General features: G+C 42.9%; 24 protein-coding genes and 1 pseudogene. 12 read left to right on the forward strand and 13 right to left on the reverse strand.

Going from position 1 to position 18,024, the window contains the following annotated elements; translation table 11 throughout:
• Position 1 precedes the first annotated feature (1 nt).
• Entirely contained in the window at positions 2–463 is a 462-nt protein-coding gene (locus ACRQ5D_RS05465) for a hypothetical protein (protein WP_431199196.1), read from the reverse strand.
• Positions 464–486: 23 nt separating this feature from the next.
• Complete coding sequence (locus tag ACRQ5D_RS05470) at positions 487–921, reverse strand: hypothetical protein (protein WP_432328523.1); 435 nt, start codon at positions 919–921, stop codon at positions 487–489.
• 136 nt (positions 922–1,057) lie between these two features.
• On the opposite strand from ACRQ5D_RS05470, the gene ACRQ5D_RS05475 reads away from it, so the two are divergent.
• The 4 genes from ACRQ5D_RS05475 (at position 1,058) to ACRQ5D_RS05490 (ending at position 3,093) form a co-directional block, all read left to right on the forward strand.
• Positions 1,058–1,186 carry a hypothetical protein gene (locus ACRQ5D_RS05475; protein ID WP_432328524.1) on the forward strand — a complete coding sequence of 43 codons (129 nt, stop codon included), beginning with the start codon at positions 1,058–1,060 and terminating at the stop codon, positions 1,184–1,186.
• Between the two features lie 329 nt (positions 1,187–1,515).
• The gene (locus ACRQ5D_RS05480; RefSeq protein ID WP_091171604.1) at positions 1,516–2,097 is read left to right on the forward strand and encodes an RNA polymerase sigma factor; all 582 of its coding nucleotides are present in this window, start codon (positions 1,516–1,518) and stop codon (positions 2,095–2,097) included.
• Complete coding sequence (locus ACRQ5D_RS05485; protein WP_091171602.1) at positions 2,094–2,600, forward strand: hypothetical protein; 507 nt, start codon at positions 2,094–2,096, stop codon at positions 2,598–2,600. Before ACRQ5D_RS05480 ends, ACRQ5D_RS05485 begins: the two co-directional genes overlap by 4 nt.
• A gap of 310 nt (positions 2,601–2,910) precedes the next feature.
• Complete coding sequence (locus tag ACRQ5D_RS05490; RefSeq protein WP_091171600.1) at positions 2,911–3,093, forward strand: LytTR family DNA-binding domain-containing protein; 183 nt, start codon at positions 2,911–2,913, stop codon at positions 3,091–3,093.
• Between the two features lie 158 nt (positions 3,094–3,251).
• Here ACRQ5D_RS05490 and ACRQ5D_RS05495 read toward each other — a convergent pair whose 3' ends face one another.
• From ACRQ5D_RS05495 to ACRQ5D_RS05520, 6 genes are all read right to left on the reverse strand, one after another.
• The gene (locus tag ACRQ5D_RS05495; protein ID WP_091171599.1) at positions 3,252–4,148 is read right to left on the reverse strand and encodes an SDR family oxidoreductase; all 897 of its coding nucleotides are present in this window, start codon (positions 4,146–4,148) and stop codon (positions 3,252–3,254) included.
• A 75-nt stretch (positions 4,149–4,223) separates the two neighbouring features.
• Complete coding sequence (locus tag ACRQ5D_RS05500) at positions 4,224–4,466, reverse strand: hypothetical protein (protein ID WP_432328525.1); 243 nt, start codon at positions 4,464–4,466, stop codon at positions 4,224–4,226.
• Positions 4,439–4,801, reverse strand: a complete 363-nt coding sequence (locus ACRQ5D_RS05505) for a Crp/Fnr family transcriptional regulator (RefSeq protein ID WP_432328526.1) — start codon at positions 4,799–4,801, stop codon at positions 4,439–4,441. Before ACRQ5D_RS05505 ends, ACRQ5D_RS05500 begins: the two co-directional genes overlap by 28 nt.
• 132 nt (positions 4,802–4,933) lie before the next feature.
• Positions 4,934–6,190 carry an IS4 family transposase gene (locus ACRQ5D_RS05510; RefSeq protein ID WP_431199200.1) on the reverse strand — a complete coding sequence of 419 codons (1,257 nt, stop codon included), beginning with the start codon at positions 6,188–6,190 and terminating at the stop codon, positions 4,934–4,936.
• A gap of 143 nt (positions 6,191–6,333) precedes the next feature.
• Positions 6,334–7,155, reverse strand: coding sequence for an alpha/beta fold hydrolase (locus ACRQ5D_RS05515; protein ID WP_091167627.1), 822 nt, complete (start codon positions 7,153–7,155; stop codon positions 6,334–6,336).
• 330 nt (positions 7,156–7,485) lie between these two features.
• On the reverse strand, positions 7,486–8,361 hold the full coding sequence (locus ACRQ5D_RS05520) for a winged helix-turn-helix domain-containing protein (RefSeq protein ID WP_256337411.1): 876 nt from the start codon (positions 8,359–8,361) through the stop codon (positions 7,486–7,488).
• A 243-nt stretch (positions 8,362–8,604) separates the two neighbouring features.
• Between ACRQ5D_RS05520 and ACRQ5D_RS05525 the strand changes: the two genes are divergently transcribed.
• Positions 8,605–9,090, forward strand: a complete 486-nt coding sequence (locus tag ACRQ5D_RS05525) for a YceI family protein (RefSeq protein ID WP_432328527.1) — start codon at positions 8,605–8,607, stop codon at positions 9,088–9,090.
• Positions 9,091–9,179: 89 nt separating this feature from the next.
• On the opposite strand, the gene ACRQ5D_RS05530 is transcribed toward ACRQ5D_RS05525, so the two are convergent.
• The 5 genes from ACRQ5D_RS05530 to ACRQ5D_RS05550 form a co-directional block, all read right to left on the reverse strand.
• Positions 9,180–9,680 carry an RICIN domain-containing protein gene (locus tag ACRQ5D_RS05530; RefSeq protein ID WP_091167619.1) on the reverse strand — a complete coding sequence of 167 codons (501 nt, stop codon included), beginning with the start codon at positions 9,678–9,680 and terminating at the stop codon, positions 9,180–9,182.
• Positions 9,681–10,012: 332 nt separating this feature from the next.
• Positions 10,013–10,207 (reverse strand): hypothetical protein, encoded by a 195-nt coding sequence (locus ACRQ5D_RS05535; RefSeq protein ID WP_091167617.1) that lies wholly within the window; start codon positions 10,205–10,207, stop codon positions 10,013–10,015.
• Positions 10,208–10,294: 87 nt separating this feature from the next.
• Positions 10,295–11,401, reverse strand: a complete 1,107-nt coding sequence (locus ACRQ5D_RS05540) for a DUF1501 domain-containing protein (protein WP_432328528.1) — start codon at positions 11,399–11,401, stop codon at positions 10,295–10,297.
• On the reverse strand, positions 11,389–11,565 hold the full coding sequence (locus tag ACRQ5D_RS05545) for a hypothetical protein (protein ID WP_431199202.1): 177 nt from the start codon (positions 11,563–11,565) through the stop codon (positions 11,389–11,391). The genes ACRQ5D_RS05540 and ACRQ5D_RS05545 overlap by 13 nt, the downstream gene beginning before the upstream one ends.
• A gap of 18 nt (positions 11,566–11,583) precedes the next feature.
• The gene (locus ACRQ5D_RS05550) at positions 11,584–13,527 is read right to left on the reverse strand and encodes a DUF1800 domain-containing protein (RefSeq protein ID WP_091167612.1); all 1,944 of its coding nucleotides are present in this window, start codon (positions 13,525–13,527) and stop codon (positions 11,584–11,586) included.
• Positions 13,528–13,690: 163 nt separating this feature from the next.
• On the opposite strand from ACRQ5D_RS05550, the gene ACRQ5D_RS05555 reads away from it, so the two are divergent.
• The 7 genes and pseudogenes from ACRQ5D_RS05555 (at position 13,691) to ACRQ5D_RS05585 (ending at position 17,777) form a co-directional block, all read left to right on the forward strand.
• Positions 13,691–13,891, forward strand: coding sequence for a hypothetical protein (locus ACRQ5D_RS05555; protein ID WP_431199203.1), 201 nt, complete (start codon positions 13,691–13,693; stop codon positions 13,889–13,891).
• 311 nt (positions 13,892–14,202) lie between these two features.
• Positions 14,203–14,670 carry a response regulator transcription factor gene (locus tag ACRQ5D_RS05560; RefSeq protein ID WP_091167606.1) on the forward strand — a complete coding sequence of 156 codons (468 nt, stop codon included), beginning with the start codon at positions 14,203–14,205 and terminating at the stop codon, positions 14,668–14,670.
• A gap of 110 nt (positions 14,671–14,780) precedes the next feature.
• A complete protein-coding gene (locus ACRQ5D_RS05565; protein WP_091167603.1) occupies positions 14,781–15,320 on the forward strand; it encodes a DUF4199 domain-containing protein in 540 nt (179 codons plus the stop codon).
• Positions 15,321–15,471: 151 nt separating this feature from the next.
• Positions 15,472–15,897, forward strand: a complete 426-nt coding sequence (locus ACRQ5D_RS05570) for a LysR family transcriptional regulator (protein ID WP_432328529.1) — start codon at positions 15,472–15,474, stop codon at positions 15,895–15,897.
• The gene (locus ACRQ5D_RS05575; RefSeq protein WP_432329717.1) at positions 15,876–16,370 is read left to right on the forward strand and encodes a LysR substrate-binding domain-containing protein; all 495 of its coding nucleotides are present in this window, start codon (positions 15,876–15,878) and stop codon (positions 16,368–16,370) included. The genes ACRQ5D_RS05570 and ACRQ5D_RS05575 overlap by 22 nt, the downstream gene beginning before the upstream one ends.
• A 77-nt stretch (positions 16,371–16,447) precedes the next feature.
• Positions 16,448–17,457: pseudogene (locus ACRQ5D_RS05580) on the forward strand (NAD(P)/FAD-dependent oxidoreductase).
• 2 nt (positions 17,458–17,459) lie between these two features.
• Positions 17,460–17,777, forward strand: a complete 318-nt coding sequence (locus tag ACRQ5D_RS05585; RefSeq protein WP_091167599.1) for a 2Fe-2S iron-sulfur cluster-binding protein — start codon at positions 17,460–17,462, stop codon at positions 17,775–17,777.
• Positions 17,778–18,024: the final 247 nt, after the last annotated feature.

Here is an 18,024-nt window from a genome sequence, read left to right on the forward strand (position 1 = left end):
ATTATATAATATCGGTATTAAGCATTGCTTTTAAAATATTGGCCTGCACATCCACATCGCTCAGGCTTTGTAAAAAGTTGATGTCGGCTATTTTTTTGTAGTTTTCGGCTAATAGGCTTTTTATTTCGGGAGGCATATAAGCTTTCATGGTAACTACATCGCTTTGCAGCTTATCAATTTTGTCCTGCAGCTCATGCATCAGTTTTTCCCTTTTTGACATATTGTTATTATGCTCGATGCCCGAAAGCTTTGTAACATCGCAAAATAGGAATAAATTATTGGCAGGCGAAAATAAAAAGTGCCTGTCTTCATCCATAAATTTATATACTTCCAGTATCAGGTTACCGGCCTTTAACCCACAGTAAAACTCTGTACGGAACTCGCGTTTTAACAATACCCCCATCAGCTTACGCTGAATAGTAGCGTAGTTATTATGATAGGTATCATTATAGTTATGCTGCACAAGTTCATTATACAGCTCGGGAGTTATGTTATAAAAAAATCGGAACCATAGCGCAGGCTGAAGGCATTGATATTTTTGGAGAAAGGATAATCAGCCGAGTTATCTGAAAGTACCTGGTAAAGCTTCCGCAACGAAAGGTTTACTTTCAGCGCCTGCCGTTGTCTGTCTATCTTGAAATCCTGCTCGGTGAGCACATTATCATCCATCTTATCAATCATTTCCCGGGTAAGCTGGATCTCGTCGAGCACAAGGCTTACATTGTTCTCGTTGTTCTTCTTGATCTTGCGGAGCAGGTCGACCAGACTGGTGGTAAATTGCACATGAAAAAGTTCCAGCTTGTTGATATCGATTTCGGGATTGGTTTCAAAAAGCTTATGGATAACCTGGGTACGCAGGTAGATCTTATAAATGAGTTCATCTTCAAAAAATACCGACAGCAGTTGAAGCTTGCTGAGCATCCTGTTTGAGCTATTTAAAATATTTAGCCTGTTTTCATCCATCAACGTACAATATCCCTTTTATAAATGTAAAAATACAAAATTATGAGATTGAATGTTGGGGCGTATGTTACGAATCGGGTGTGTATTTGGATTATTGACCTTAGAGGGCACCGCTTTAATTGAACCCAAATTTGCGTTAGGGATTGAAGCGGATACCGGCCGGGAGCGTAATGCCTGCAGGCGTATGAGCGTAATGCCCGGCCGCAGGCAACGCTATGATTGATTTCGGAGTTGGGATTTTCGAATTCGGATTTCTTTTAATATCATACCTGAGCTAAATGAACTAAGGATTTTTTATTGGTTTAGCATTCGGTCAATTATCAAATTCTGTAAATTCTGATTCAGACAATGGCGTTGCCTCCGGCCCGGGCTTTTCGTTGCAAGTCCTCGCCTTTCCTACCCGCAACCTCTCTACGCGCTCCGGGCTTTACACTGCAATCTAACGCGCCCCACGCGCAATCCCCTAATACCATATCTATTCCCATCAAAATAAATTATATTTACATAAAGGTGTAACCTGGTCTGTAAAAGTGTGGTCACAGGGGTTATATAATGCAGAGCAAGCTTTCAGATATCGAACTTATTGAGCAAACCCTGGCTGGTAACCAGTTCGCGTACGCTGATTTGGTTAAGCGGCACCAGCGTTTTGTTTTTACGCTGGCCCTGCGTTTTGCAAAGGGCCGGGAAGATGCTGAAGAGATTGCGCAGGATTGTTTTGTGAAAGCGTACCGCTCGCTGGCTTCGTTCCAGGGGCAGTCAAAATTCAGTACCTGGCTGTATAGTATAGTTTATACTACAGCTATGACATTTTTAAGAAAGAAACGGGTGGATACCGATTCGATTGATGATGAAGGTACATTTGTACAGGTTGAGAGCCATGAATCGGCATATGATACCAACAACGCAGAAAACAAATCGCGGTCATATTACCTGAACCAGGCAATTGAGCAATTACTGCCCGATGACGCCACTATTATTACCCTGTTTTATAAGGGGGAGCAATCGTTAGAAGAAATTGCCCAAACAATGGGTATTGAAACAAATACCGTTAAGGTTAAACTATTTAGGGCACGCCAGCGTTTGAAAGAAAAGCTGGAGCGCAATTTAAAACACGAGGTGAAAGAACTGATATGAACACCATCGAAGAAAAACTTTGGAACTATATTGATGGTACCTGCACACCGGCTGAGCAGGAAGCCATTGCCAGGCTTATTGAGGAAGATGAGCTGTACAAACAAAAGTACACAGAGCTGCTTGTGCTAAACCAGGAGTTTGCCGGCCTGGAACTTGATGAACCATCAATGGCCTTTAACTATAATGTAATGGAGGCTATCAGGGCAGATCAGGCACTGGCACCTCTAAAATCAACTATAAATAAAAAGATTATACTGGGTATTGCGGCTTTTTTTGTGCTAAGCATATTGGCCCTGCTGGCAATCACCGTTTCAAATGTCCAAATTTCTGGAAATCCGTTCAGTGTTGTAAACATTAAACTACCTGCAAATTTAAAATTGCCTGCAGCCAACGCCATTTTCAATAGCGCTTTCATGAAAAGTTTTTTCGTGTTTGACGTAATTTTGGCGCTATTTTTAACTGATAGTTATCTGCGTAGAAAAAAAGCTGCAAAAGAGGCATAAAGTGTTCAGTTTTCTATATGCCAAATCATCCAAAGTGTCATATTGACACTGGTCACACCTGGCTTTTGTAACAGGAATCTCAGTTTTAACCTATGATTAATGTATCAACAAGAATACATTAAATAAAAATTTAAAAAGTCGCCGCTTTTGGCACAGTGATTGTGACAAGATTTACGAACTGGTAAACTTACCGGTTTAATTGTGATAAGGTTTAGGTTGAAAGTCTCCCGACGCAAGGTTGGGAGGCTTTTATTTTTTAAAGGCGATCCTTCTCTCAAACCAATAACAGATTCCATTTAAAATTTCCCCGATGGAAAATTATATCCGGATCCATTTAACCAATGACAAGCCCATACTTACGCTAATGCCATTAAAAGAGGTATTGAAAAAGCTGCCTTCTGCAAAATTTCAGCGCATTCACCACAGGTATATTGTTCCGGTAGGTAAAATAAAATCCTTACAAAATCGTACAGTGCAATTAAGCAGGTATTGAATTGCCGGTGAGCGGTGCTTACTATGAAGTTATCCGTGGTTTGGTTACTTAAGCTTGGTTTTTTTAATACTCATTACCCAATAACCAAAGAACAGAAGCCATCGCAAAAGTATACGACGGCTTTTGTTCTTTGAGTAAACTTAAAGTTTTGGTCAATGTTATTGCTGGAAATAACCGGCAGCTCTCATATCAGCAATTAACCCGACAGCTTTAGGCTGCCAATTTAGGGCCGCGCGTGTTTTTTCGCTGGATGAGGGGCAACCCAATGATGCAAAGTGTAAAAACCATCCAAAATGCGCCGCCGCTTCATCACCTGTTTTGCTCAGTACAGGCAAATGCAGGCCCTGACCAATTGCTTCGGCAATTTCGCGAAATTCGATACCTTCTTCAGCTACGGCGTGAAACACACGAAGCCCAGGTTGCTTTTCTATAATCAGGCGATATAGAACTGCGGCATCTGAACGGTGAACGGCAGGCCAGCGATTGCTCCCTTCAGCTATATAGACCGATTCTCCTTTTTCCCGGGTCATATTAATGATCATCGGTACAAAACCATGGTCGCCCTCACCATGCACACTGGGCGACAGGCGCACCGTATAAACTTTTACACGTTTTGCCGCGGCAGCCGCGGCGGCCTCCTCTGAAGCTACGCGCGGAATAACATCTGATCCTGCAGGCGGCGCGTCATCTTCTGTAACCAGCCGGCCATAATTCAAAAGCCCTACTCCGGAGGTAATAACTAAAGGTTTACTTGTTCCGACAAGTGCATCGCCCAGGGCTTCAATTACCTTCCGGTCGGCTTCACAATTGGCCTTAAACTGTGAAAAATCATGATTAAAAGCCGTATGGATTACAGCATCGCACGCGGCGGCACCTTGCTGAATAAATTTCAGGTCGTTGATGTCGCCAAGGTATACTTCGGCACCGGTTGATGCCAATTGTTCAGCGCCTTTATCTGAACGGACGAGGCCAAGTACCTCATGGCCTGCCTCTAAAAGTTCTTTTACTATTGCTGAGCCTACAAATCCTGAGGCTCCGGTTACAAATACACGCATAGGTCAATGATTTTATTTGATACAAAATTCCCCAATAAAATCATGCTAAAGATGGTCAGCTGACCATAATTTCAATTAGCGCAGGAGCTGCGCGTGACGGATACGGGTAAGGGTTTTTATGGAGATGCCCAAATAAGCGGCAATCATACGCAGGGGCAAACGAGCCAGGTAGTCCGGGAAGGTTTGGATAAAATCTTCATACTTTTCTTCGGGCGTTGCGCTTAATGAAATCAGGATCCGCTTCCGGCTGTAATGGATATTACGGGCAATAAGGCCTTCGGCAAATTTTTTTAGTTGGGGCACCTCTGCCAGCAACATATCGAAATCCTTTTTTGCCAGCAGAGTATCTCGCTGGGTTCTACTGCTCCTATGCTCACTTGTGAGGGTATCTGCCGGTCATAACTTTCAACATCAAGCGTCCAGCTGTTTTCCGGTGCAAATTGCAAAATATGCTGATTACCTCCCGCCGAGATATTGAACGTGTGCAGTAGCCCGCTTACAACAAATACCTTGTGCCGGCAAATTTCGCCTGCGCTAAAAAGGAGCTCATTACGGCGCAATTTTCTTGCCACTGCCAGATCACTGACCCTGCGGACCGCTTCCTCAGCCAGGCCACTCCTTCGCAGATATGTTTCAAATTCCGGATGCATCATCCAAAAATAATAAACATTTCAATAGCAAGTTTTCAGATGCGTATAAAATGAGATTCCGATAGATCATCACTGTTGTCCGGTAAAGTTTGTTATTGTTATAAAAAGACTGCATTATGATATAAAAAGAAGGATTTAGGTTTTAAAGCGGATGTCCAAGCCCCCCAATTTTAGTTGCCGTGAGTGATTTGTTGACATGACGGACAGTTTCTCCGGATCGTTCAGAAAGTTAAATAGGTGGATATAACTCATCAGATGGAGTCTTATAATAGAACTCAGATTAGAGAAAGACCATTGTCTTTTGAGTTGTACCTGGACAATTTTGATTAGAAGATCGGCAATAAAAGCGCACCATATCTGTATTTTGATTGCATTCTCATTATCCCCCAGGAAGTATTTAAGCGGGAAATTTTGCTTTACCCGCTTAAATAGTATTTCAATAAGCCATCGTTTCTTATAAAGATCGGCAATAGCTTCAGGTGGTAACGAGAAATTATTGGTTAAAAACTCAAATGTCCTTTCGGTTTCTTTGTCAAAGAAAGTAACCAGGCGAATCTCCAACTGGATACCCTCTTTTTGAGTACGTGTGCCCTGGAGGAGTAGTTTATCTTCGATGACACCGTGTGCCTTGCTTTGTTCGCTAAGCTCATTCAGCCACATTGTTGAGTATTTGGCATCTTTTTTCTGCCTGGTGACAAAGAATACGCCTTCATTTGTCATTCTTTGATATTCAGAATAGTCTACGTAACCTTTATCGAAAACGATAAAGGAACCTGGTTCGAGTTTGATCTCTTTAAGGAAGGGCATATCGTTAGCGCTGGCTGCCGTGAAGCTAATTTTCAGCGGTACATCATCTGCTGCCTTAATGAGCGTATGAACTTTGATCCCGCCTTTTCTCTTACCGTTGGCCTTTCCCGGGCTTGGGGCTTTCAATATTTGCTGAAATAAGGTAATTGTTGAAGAATCGGCAATGAATAGCTTAGGGTCGATCTTTAATCGGCTGTCCGGTAAAAGCTGCTTGTGTCGCCTATACAGGTTATCATAAATACGGGCGAATACTTCAAAGCTACGCTGGGCATTAGCATCACATAAGGTGCTTCTGGCCGGACATTTACTTATACCGATATGATGAAGCTTATGCAGGCTTGCTTTCATGCCGCTGATTACTTCTCTGCTGCTGGTGCATCTGTTAAAAACGCAGTAAAGCATCGTTACAAGATGTGTATAGGTATCAAAGTAACGGTAGTAGAGATCGTGATCCCCACGTCTTGCTAATGATCGAACATTATTACGATCTATTAAACCTAATAACTGATTCAGGACCGGCTGTCCGGTAAAAAAGTACTTTTGCTCATGTTGTGTATTTAAGTGTGGTAACTCAAATATCAACACAAAGGGGTAGTCTTTCGGCTATCCCTTCCTTTTTCCCTAAAAAATCTTTACCGGACAACAGTGATAGATCATTAGCATGTCAATACAAACAAAAAGGCCGTCTCAAAAGAGGCGACCTTGTGTAATAGTAATTAATAAAAATATTATTCTTTAATAAAAGCTAAAAGATCTTTATTGATGGTTGCAGCCTCGGTAGTAGGCATACCATGCGGGAAACCTGGATAGGAGATCAATTTACCATTTTTCAGATGCTTTATAGATTTTAGTGCCGAGTTTGCAAACGGAACTATCTGGTCATCTTCCCCGTGTAAAACAAGTACAGGAATATCTACACTTTTAAGGTCTTCTGTAAAATCTGTTTCCGAAAAAGCTTTAACACAGTCGTAATGTGCTTTTATACCGCCCATCATACCCTGGCGCCACCAGTTGTCCCTGATGCCTTGTGAAATTTTAGCACCTTCACGATTATAGCCATAAAACGGAATAGTCAGGTCCTGGTAAAATTGGTTTCTTTGGGTTGCAGTGCTTTCGCGGATCTCGTCAAATACTGCAATCGGAACACCATCAGGATTGCTTTCGCTTTGAACCATAACCGGAGGAACCGCGCTAATCAGCACAGCTTTGGCGATACGTCCTTTTCCATATTTTGCAGCGTAACGAATAACCTCTCCACCACCTGTAGAGTGACCGATGTGGATTGCACCCTTCAGGTCAAGCGCCTCAACAAGCTCGGCAACGTCAGCTGCATAGGTATCCATTTCATTACCTGTTGCGGTTTGGCTTGAACGTCCATGACCGCGGCGATCATGGGCTATCACCCTATAACCTTGTTCAAGGAAAAAGAACATCTGAGCATCCCAGTCATCGGCAGATAAAGGCCAGCCGTGATGGAAAACTAATGGTTGCCCGGTTCCCCAGTCCTTGTAATAAATTTCGGTTCCGTCTTTTACTGTAATTTTACTCATTTTGTTTTTCAATTATGGTGATTAATAAAGCGCTGAAGATTCAGGGCATTTTTCGCAAATGATTATCAAAGTAATGCCTTTAGGTTTTTCTTTAGATATATATTATATCCGCAAATAAAGCTGGCCGGCATTCAAAAATAGTGAATTAAGGAAGAGCCTTTCAAAATCGTATCGAAATTTACCTTGATGCGATAAATCGGCTATTTTTTTGACGGAAAGCTTAACAACGTTTATTATCGCTAAAAATCATTTATAAAAACCACGTTATAGTATGTAGACAGTTGGATTATCTATATAGATATGCAGCGAAGCTTATAGTTACAAAAGTAATTATCCGTTGATTTCCAGCTTATATCCCTTGCCGTGTATATTCACCAGTTTAATGGCCGGATCATGCTCCAGTTTTTTTCGCAGTTTTGATATGAACATGTCAAGGCTCCGGCCAACAATTACGCCCTCGTCTTCCCAAATCTCTTTTTGAAGCCTGCTCCTTTCAATGATCTCATTTGGCGACCGGGCAAAGATGAGCAGCAGTTTATTTTCTTTTAAGGTGAGCTCGGTAATCATTCCGGCGCTGTGCAGCTGCCGCCTGGCCGGGTTAAATATAATATTACCTATTTTAAAACTATTATCCGGGGCAGAGCTGTTTACAACTGTATTTTTCCGGCTTTTACCCGACATTGAAATTACAAACCCGATAAATGCCAATAAAGGTATCCCGCCAATTAGATAGCCTTTTGAGGGCATACTCAATCCCTGGCTTTTAAATTTGAGGTTGATCACATAGCAGCTTTTAGGTTGTTTCCGCCCCGAGCAGGGCATTATGTTGTCCTTTTTATTTTTGAATATAGCATAGCCAAATATCACACTGTTCCCTCCACAATTTAAAACATTCACAATATAGTCGTTAGCCAGGTTGTCCTTTGCCAGGGCACTGCTAATTGCTTTCACAAGCGAATCGGGCTGAAAAGAAAATTCATTCTCAAACCGTAACTGGTACTCATTTTCGGCAATCTTTTGTACCGGCATCACACGCGATGTACTATCACCCGAATATAACAACACCTCATGCCCAATTTTCCGGAGCAGAATTTCCTGCCGGGCCATATCAAAGTCATCCTTACCGGTAAAACTGAAAGCAACACATAAAAGGGTCATGAGCAGCAGGGAACCAAGCCCCAGCAAGCGTTTGGTTGTCTTATTCATTGGTAGTTTGGAACCGGCCATATTCCCGGAGATTTAATTTACAAAGTTTACAATTTTATTTACAATATCGGCAATAACAAACGCACTGAAGCTGAGTAGGTTTACCAAATAAATCACTTATACTATGTTAAGAAAATACGCAATTATCCTGTGGCTGTCCATGGCCTTGATCCCAGCCTCTGCACAGCAAACCTACCATTTAGATATTAAAAAAGTAAAGTTTTATGGGATGCCCGCAAAACTATGGGTGGCCATTACGGCTATCTGCTTTTTAAATCGGGCAGCCTGGGGTATACGGCTGCCGGCGAACCAACAAACGGCGCCTTTAGCCTGAATATGAATACCATGCACAGTACCGATCATGCCGATGCGGCCGGGAATAAAAAGGTAGATGAAGAGTTGAAAAAAGAGGGCTTTTTTGCAGTAGGCCGGTACCCGGAAGCAACTATGGTTGTTAAAGAAATTACACGCGCTGGCCAGTCAACCAACTTTAACGTGACCGGCATCCTTACCATAAAAGGGATCAGCAATCCCATTGAATTTATGGCAACTATCATTAAAAAGAACGAGATCATCAGCGCTAAGGCAAATACCACAATTGACCGTATCAAGTGGAAAATCGATATGCAGCCTAAGCGGGAAGCATGGGATTTCTTTTCGGCCGTAAAAAACACAGTTGTTACCGACGAGATAGCGGTTTCGCTGAATCTTATATTTACGGCCGATTAACGCCCTTTGCAGCCGGGTACAGTTGCAGAATCCTATTTCAGGGCCTGGTTATAATATTACCGGTTAGCACAGCATCTTCAGATAGTGAATCACATGGTAGGCGATTGTTCGTAAATATCCCAATACTGGTCTTTTGTATTTGTCTTTTTAGCTAAAACTATCTGTGAGTTAACTGCCCCCTTTTTATCAGATGGCGTAATGTATAAGTCTGTCCCTTTCAGTTTAATCATGAAAGTATCATGATCTATCGCCTCAAACTCATATTGCTGATTGGCGCTGTTCGTGTTAAGCGGTTGTTCCTCTAAAGCTACGTTTACATCAGCATCGCCCTTAGGCTGGAATGTTTTATTGGTAAGCAAATTCTGAAGCTGATAGGTATTCCCTGCAACATGTTTAAAATTCCAGGTCATGCATTTCCAGTTTTCGGGATAGTAAGCAACCAGTGGGGTACCATTTTCTGAATGTGCGTCTTTAACCCGTAACAGCATCCCGGTTTGCTCATTTTTAATAGCATAGCTCCCTTTAATTTGTTGGGCCGAAACCACGAGGCCAGGTAACAGGAAGCATAACAGCCAGGCAAATTTTTTCATAGGTATATCGATTTAAACAAATTTAGATACAAACTGCAAACAGCTGTTATCAAAATTGATTCAGTTTTTAGTCGATATGTATCAAAGCGGTAGATGTGTTGCATGCGAATTGATTGTAACAAATGTGGTGTCCCCAAATTTTAATTCCCCATAAAAAATTGGAAAAACACCCAGGCCTTTTTTTCTGAAACAACATCATGTTCCAAATTTTAAGAGTGAAACACGAAACACATTAAAACGTCATCTGTTCTGATAATAAACGCTTTAACGATTTTAGTGAAACATATCCAAATAATTGATAATCAATTATTAAAACTTTAGAGAATATAAAGTTAATGTTTCAACAGTGCTTTTTCGAAGGCTTTTATGCTACTGATTTTTTGATATTTTTTGAGCAAAAATAAACCTGGAAGGTTTTGGAAAAAAAGTACTGACAAAACAGCGCCACCATTTTTAATGACTAAAAATTGTTGCTTTCGCAGGCAAAGTGCTTGCCCGGTTTTAGGCCGATTTACGTTATCGCCCAACTTCAGCCAGTGAATGAGCTGAAGTTAGAAACTTCAGGGATATTCAATCACGGGTTATGCTATCGCAAAAACCGCGGCAGTATGCTTTTATCCCTTCATTACATTCACCCTATCCCCTTTCCAGTCGGGAAACAGTATATGATCATTATTTATCGCAAGATGCTTATCAGCTACTGAGCTGAACACACTTCTAAAGTCGGTAGTTACGGTAAGGTCGCGGCCATCTTCAAGGTTTTCAACGGCGAGCGGCTTTACATCGCCATACACTAAACCGCCGCTTACATCATTACCTAAAATAAAGTTACATGAAGCGCGACCATGATCGGTACCACCAGTCCCGTTTTGATGTACGGTACGGCCAAACTCGGTCATGGTCATTATGGTAACATCGTCCTGGTAGGTGCCCAGGTCGGTCCACAGGGCCATTATGCTGTTGCTTAGGTCGGCCACATTCCGGGCGAAGATGCCGTTTTCGGTTCCCTGGTTAAAGTGGGTATCCCAACCGTTCGATTCGGCAAAGGCAACTTCCAGCCCCACATCCATTTTAATGAGTTGGGCTATTTGTTTCAGCGAATTGCCCAATGCCGAGCTGGGGTAAACAGCGCCATTGGCAGGCGTATAATTTTTAATATCAGTTTTCTGCAGCATCTTCATAGCTTCAAAACTTTCCTTTCCGGTTTGCTTCAGTAAGCCGGATGCGGTTTGATCATACAGATCTTCAAAACTTTTGGCCGCGATATTGGCTCCGGCAGGATTGCCCCGCATTTGAATCGCAAAATCCTGCAAATTGCTGATGGCCACCGAGGGATTGTCGCCATAAAAAGAACGTGGCATGGCCGATGTCATGCTCACGGCCGTAAATGGTGTAAGCGCATCATGCCCAAGCAAACCTACAGCCCGGTTAAGCCAGCCGCTTGAGGTCCCTTTATTGAATGGAGTGCCCGATTCCATATAATCCTGCGCATCAAAATGCGAGCGGGTATTATTAGGCGAGCCTATGCCGTGAACAATGCCCAAACGTTTTTCGCGAAACATGGGTTCAAAGGCCTTCATGGCAGGGTGCAAACCAAAACGCCCGTCCAGGTCTATCAGCGGATTATTTGTACCACTTTTGGCAGCCGACATGAACAGGTTTGGCCTGGCAGCTTTCAAATAATCATCAGTAAACGGAGTAACGGCCATCAGGCCATCCATAGCTCCCCGCTGAAAGATACATACCAGCGTTTTTTCTTTTTATAGGGCGATAAGATTTTTTCGCTCGCGGCTGCCTCGGCTAAAAAACCGGGTATACCGCCCAGTAACCCTACACCTAAAAGGGCCAGTCCGCCCGATTTTAAAAAGCCTCTTCTTGATACCATTTTTAAATCCTCCTGCAATTAACGCCTCTGATATTCGGGTGAACCAATGATAACGCCAACCACCTGCGCCAGCATAGAATTATTGCCGGAGGCACTTTGCATCGCTATAAAATTATTTTTTCGTTTACCTTTTAAACCCGCCTGCTGATCCATCATCTCATCACTAGCAGCCACTGGTACCGCGGTTGTTGCAGGAGTTTTGGCGCTGGCTTCGCCAACCTTTTCCATAAGTTTGGGATCGTTAAGCATAGGTGTAAGCCGTTTGATGGTTTCATCAAGCTTACGGCCCGGCATAATGATTTTACTATAGGTGATAAGTGCGGCCTGTGCGCTTTCGGGTTCGTGATGGTTATTGAGTGCTGCAAGATCAACCTTTACGCCGGGGATCCGGCCCGATGCCAGTGCCAAACCAAAATTCATACGGTTAAGCAGCGCGCCGGTATTGATCCAGTATTGGCCTTTATCGGGGAAGCCGGTCGGGGCCTGGTAATAGTACATCTTTTCGCCCATTTTATTGATCCAGTTAAACAACTGGTAAGGCTGGGTAATATCGGCATGCAATGAACGTACCGAGCCTATGGCCAGCTCAAAAGGTGATTTAGTTTTTTCCCTTACGGCTGCCGCGCTCCAAAATTCAGGCGCATTAACCATGGTGATCAGTACCTGTTTAATATCACCATCCTTATTCATAAAGGTACGGGCCATTTTATCAATAAGGCTTTGCGGCGGGTTATCGCTCACAAAGCGCACAGCTATTTTCTTTGATATAAACCTTGCCGTAGCTTGTTGATGTGCCAGCATATTAAGCAGTTGCACACCCTCCTCGTACCCGCCTCCGGCAGCAAAATGATGGCCTAATACCGTCTTTTCGCCGCTATCATGTTTGTTCGGGTTAAACAGAAAATCGCCCTCATGTACAAAACCACGGCTTTGCAGTTTTTCATCCCCAATACGGTTCATGAGTTTTTGGCCTGCTTGTCCGTAAGTGCCCATTGGATAAACCGACCAGCCGGTAAGTACTTTAGCCGCCTGGGTAACATCCTGCTGGGTATAGCCGCCGTCAACGCCAAGGGTATGCAGTTCCATTACCTCGCGGGCGTAATTTTCATTAAGCCCCTGTGCTTTTTTTGTTTTGTTTATTTTGGGCATATTGGCAAAACGACCTGTATCCGTACCCTGCATTTGCTGCATCAGCCGGCGGCGGATCGGCCTGTTACTTTGCTCCATATTGTCCTTATTCCCCGAGCTGCTAAAATTATCCAGGTAATATAGCATGGCCGGCGATTTGGCAGAGGCCAATAACAAATCATTAAATTTGCCAAGGGCATTAGCGCGGATCACATCGCGCTCATAAGCGGGGATATATTGCGAACAGTCGTTTTTTACTATAGATACATTGAAATGATTGAACCAGAAACTGGTCATTACTTCCTGTAATTGATTATTGCTGTAAGCCGCTCTTAATATTTTCTGGTTGATGAACTGGCGTAACAGCTCCTGCTCGGGCTTTAATCCGTTTTGCTGCATGTAGTTTTGCAACTGATCGCGATAAGCTTTGCGATCTGTTTTTACCGAATCTTTGTTAACTACCCCATCCCTTATAGCCATTCGCAAAACCTGCGCGCCTTTGGGGTATTGGGCAACAACTTCTGTATTGCTCAGTTTTAAGGCATCGTATTTATTTAAGAGTTGATTAAGGGAATCATCCGGGAGTTGGGCATCCAACTGTTGGGCGAACCACTTTTCGGGGCCGATTTTGGATACTTCTTCTACTTCGCCCGGGGTTGCCCCATAAGTAAAACGGCTCAGTAAATGAGCCGCGGCCTGTTCGGGTGTTAAACCCGCCTGCTTATATGGAAATTTTAAACTTGCATTAGGATAGCCCGGCAAAAAGGCAGTAAATACGGTAAACAAACACAACAACATAACAAAGCCACACCAGTACTTAACAGCCTTTTTCATAGTATCCGGGTTATTAAATTAAAAATTTAACTTTTGCATTAGTACGACCATAAAAGAACCCTTTGGTTTAATTTAATTGTCAAAGAAACTTATACACATATCCATTTAAACCAAAACTCATCTATATTGTCAATAAATTAATTATCTGCAAAAAATAAAAAATATGAAAAAACTATTGATGCTACTGGCCCTTGCCTGCGGACTAAACTACGCAGCCAACGCACAAAAAAAGATTGAAAAAACGCCTGCTCAAAAAGCGGCCAACAAAACCGAGCACCTGCAAAAAAACTTAAAACTTACTGCCGACCAGGCAAAAAAGTCAATGTTATCCTGCTTGCCCAGGCAACAAGTATCGATAGCCTGAAAAAACTGAAACAGGATAAAAAAACCAGTCACCTGGCCGATCAAAAGATTAAACAACGCACTGCCACCGGCTTAAACAAGATTTTCACCCCCGAACAACAAAAAGCCTATGCAAAATTAAAAGCCGATAAAAAAGCCAGGAAAGACGCGGCTAAAGCTGATGAATAAACGAAGCCAGGGCTTTCAGGGTTAAGGTATTAACTTGACAAATTATAAATTTAAGAGCGGGATGTTTTCCGCTTTTTTTGTTTTGTGTGCCTTTCTGCTTTATCTTAAATAATCCTAATTTTAAGATCAATCGGTGATCATAACATGGCTTCAAATTTATTGGCAAAAAACAAACATACCATACTGTACGCGGTAGCACTTGCACTGCTGTTGTTTTTGCTGAAATGGCTTGAGCTTAAACTGATCATTGTTGATAATGCCTATGAAATTTACATGGGTGCCATAGCAGTATTTTTTACCGTATTAGGAATTTGGCTGGCACTTAAACTTACCAAACCCAAAACGGTTGTTGTAGAAAAACAGGTTTATGTAAATAACGGACCTAAATTTATCATTAACCAGACAGAGGTGGAAAAGCTTGGCCTCAGCAAACGCGAGCTTGATGTTTTGCAATTAATGGCCGAAGGATTAAGTAACCAGGAAATTTCAGAGCGTTTATTTGTATCGTTGAATACCATCAAAACACATTCGGCAAAGGTGTTTGAAAAAATGGAGGTTAAACGCCGCACCCAGGCCGTGGAAATGGGGAAGCGGCTCAGCATTATTCCTTAACCCGCTTCATACTTTAGTACTAATGGCAGCATATTTTCCAAAATCACCCTAAAGTATGAGCCCGAAAAGTTTCTGACAAGCCAAATTTGCTCTATCAAAATATAAACGATATGAAAAAGAATGTATTTGTTTTTGGATCAATCTCCGGCCTGATCATTGCTGCTACCGGGGGAATTTCGGGAGCCCTTTGCTATAACAACCCCAACTTTCAGGGCAACATGTGGGTGGGCTATGGCTCCATGTTGCTGGCGTTTTCGCTGATATTTGTAGCCATCAAAAATTACCGTGACAAATACAACGAAGGCATAATTAGTTTCGGCAAAGCTTTTATGATCGGTCTTTACATTGTATTGATCACCTCAACAGTTTATGTGATTGTGTGGTTAATAGAGTTCTATAACTTTTACCCCGATTTTATGACCAAATACGTCGCCCATATTTTAAGGGAAGCCAAAGCCAATGGTGCTACGGCTACCGAACTTAAGCAACAGGAAGCAAGCATGGCCGGTTATGTTAATATGTACAAAAGCCCCTTCGGCGTAATTGTGCTTACTTATATGGAGATACTGCCCGTTGGCCTGGTGATTGCGCTGATAGCAGCTTTGATCCTGAAACGCAAGGATGCCAGCCCACAATTGGCTACGAATTAAATAGATACATTGACATAAATTTATCGCATTGTTGTAAGCGAAGCATGGCAATCTCGCAGCCAATGCATATTTGCACTGTATGGTATGCGGTTGCCACGCTTCGCTCGTAGTGACATGCTGAATAAAAAGTATTTATTCCTAAATTGGCTCAATGATATTTGATTTCAGGCTGAAGGTTTTTTATACGGTTGCACAACGGTTAAGCTTTACCAAAGCTGCATCCGAGTTATTTATCACCCAGCCGGCGGTCACCAAACATATCAAAGAACTGGAGCAACAACTCAGCGTACAGTTGTTTAAACGAAACGGCAATAATATTTCCCTTACCACTGCCGGCAAGATCCTTGAAAAATACGCCGAGAAGATTTTCCAAACCTATACCGACCTGGAAACTGAACTGGCACAGCTTAACAACCTGGAAGCCGGTACACTGCACATAGGGGCCAGTACCACCGTGGCGCAAACCATTTTGCCCAAGCTGCTGGCTATGTTTAAAAAACATATCCCAAGGTTACTTTCAATTTTATCCAGGCCAATACCGATCAGATCTCGCAGCTGGTACTGGCCGAAAAAATAGATATTGCCATTGTAGAAGGTGCTGCCCATTCGCCGCAATTATCCTATACCGATTTTATTAAAGATGAAATTGTACTGGTAACCAGTGCTAACAATAAGTTATCCAAAAAGACCGAGATCACTCCCAAACAATTACCCGCTATCCCGTTGGTTTTAAGGGAAGCCGGATCGGGCACCCTGGATGTTATCTTCAATGCCCTGGCCGCCGTGCAAATCAACCCTAAAGACCTGAACATCGAGATTCAACTGGAGAGCAGTATCGCCATAAAACAATATCTTTTATACTCAGAAACAGCAACATTTCTCTCCATCCAATCGGTAGTAAGCGAGTTAAAATACAACGAGCTCACCATTATTGATGTTAAAGGATTAGAGATTTTCCGCACTTTTCAGTTCATACAATTGCATGGCAAACACAGCAAGCTGATAGAGTTATTTAAACGTTTTTGCCTTGCCAATTATAACTTAAAGTAATCTCATATTACTTTATATCATTTGATTGCCAGTTAGTTTAGCGGCAAATTTGATTGCTGAATCAAAGGCGATCATACATGGAAAAAATTACTACCGATATCTGCATTATAGGCGCGGGACCTGTTGGTTTATTTGCTGTTTTTGAAGCCGGGCTGCTAAAAATGCGCTGCCACCTTATTGATGTGCTGCCACAGGTTGGCGGCCAGCTTTCCGAAATCTATCCGCATAAACCTATTTATGATATTCCCGGTTATCCTGATGTTACCGCACAGCAACTGGTGGATAATTTGATGCTGCAGATAGCCCCGTTTCACCCCACCTTTAGTTTGGGCGATCGGGTAGAAAACCTGCAACGCAATGATGACGGATCTTATAATATCATAACCAACGACGGTACAACCGTTCATTGCCAGGTAGTAGTAATTGCCGGCGGCCTTGGCTGTTTTGAACCCCGCAAACCAGAAATTGACCGACTTACGGATTTTGAGGGAAAAGGTGTAGCCTATATGGTGAAGAATCCCGAACATTTCCGTGATAAAAAAGTAGTGCTTGCAGGTGGCGGCGATTCTGCCCTGGACTGGGCTGTTTTTCTGAGCAACGTAGCCGAACGGGTTACCCTGGTCCATCGGGGGATACTTTTCGCGGAGCACCTGATAGCGCCGAAAAGGTATTTGAACTGGCCAGGGAAGGCAAGATCGACCTGGTCCTTAAGTCAAACGTAGTTGCCTTAACCGGCGATGACCGCCTGCAGGAGATTACCCTGCTTGACCGGGACCAGCAGGTAAGCCATGTTGAAGCCGATCACCTCATTCCTTTATTTGGCCTTAGCCCTAAGCTTGGCCCTATTGCCGACTGGGGTTTGAATATCGACAGATCAGCCATCGCGGTAAATACAGTTGATTATAGCACCAATATTGAGCGCATTTATGCCATTGGCGATATCAATACCTACCCGGGTAAGCTTAAGCTGATACTCTGCGGTTTTCATGAAAGTGCGTTAATGGCCCAAAGTGCTTTCAAATATGTTTACCCCGAGCAAAAACTGAGTTTTAAATACACCACCGTTTACGGTGTAAGCGCTTTTTAGCCATGATAAATTTAACCATAATTGACCGCGACGGAGGCAGCAGGGCCGTTGAAATTCCGGAAGGCATAAACCTGAGCCTGATGGAAGTACTGAAGGCATCTGAGTACGATATACTGGCCACCTGCGGTGGTATGGCGCTTTGTGCCACCTGTCACGTACAGGTGATAGAAGGGCCCGAGGAATATTTTACTGCTACGGATACCGAGCTCGATGTATTGGATACGCTACCCTACGCTCCACCTGCAAGCAGACTGGCCTGCCAGATCAGGATCTCTGAAGATATGGATGGGATGGTATTTAAGCTGGTGGGAGAAGAATAAGCCGAAAGTCTTGAGTTCTAAGAAGCTGTTTAAGAATGAAGAATATTAATTGCCGTTGGTTTTAACCAACGGATTAAGAGCCGAAAGCCCCTGGCTTTAGCCTAATTATGCAAGCGGATTTGGGCTGAAGCCCTCTTATTGTGAATGCTTTATTCCGTTGGTTAAAACCAACGGCAATGAAGTTTTATTTACCTGTAAACGATATGCGTCGATATTTAAACAGTTTCTTAGTTTTAAGCCGGATAAA

Origin of the sequence: Mucilaginibacter sp. P25 (assembly GCF_050859465.1) — a bacterium.
GTDB classification, from domain to species: domain Bacteria; phylum Bacteroidota; class Bacteroidia; order Sphingobacteriales; family Sphingobacteriaceae; genus Mucilaginibacter; species Mucilaginibacter gossypii.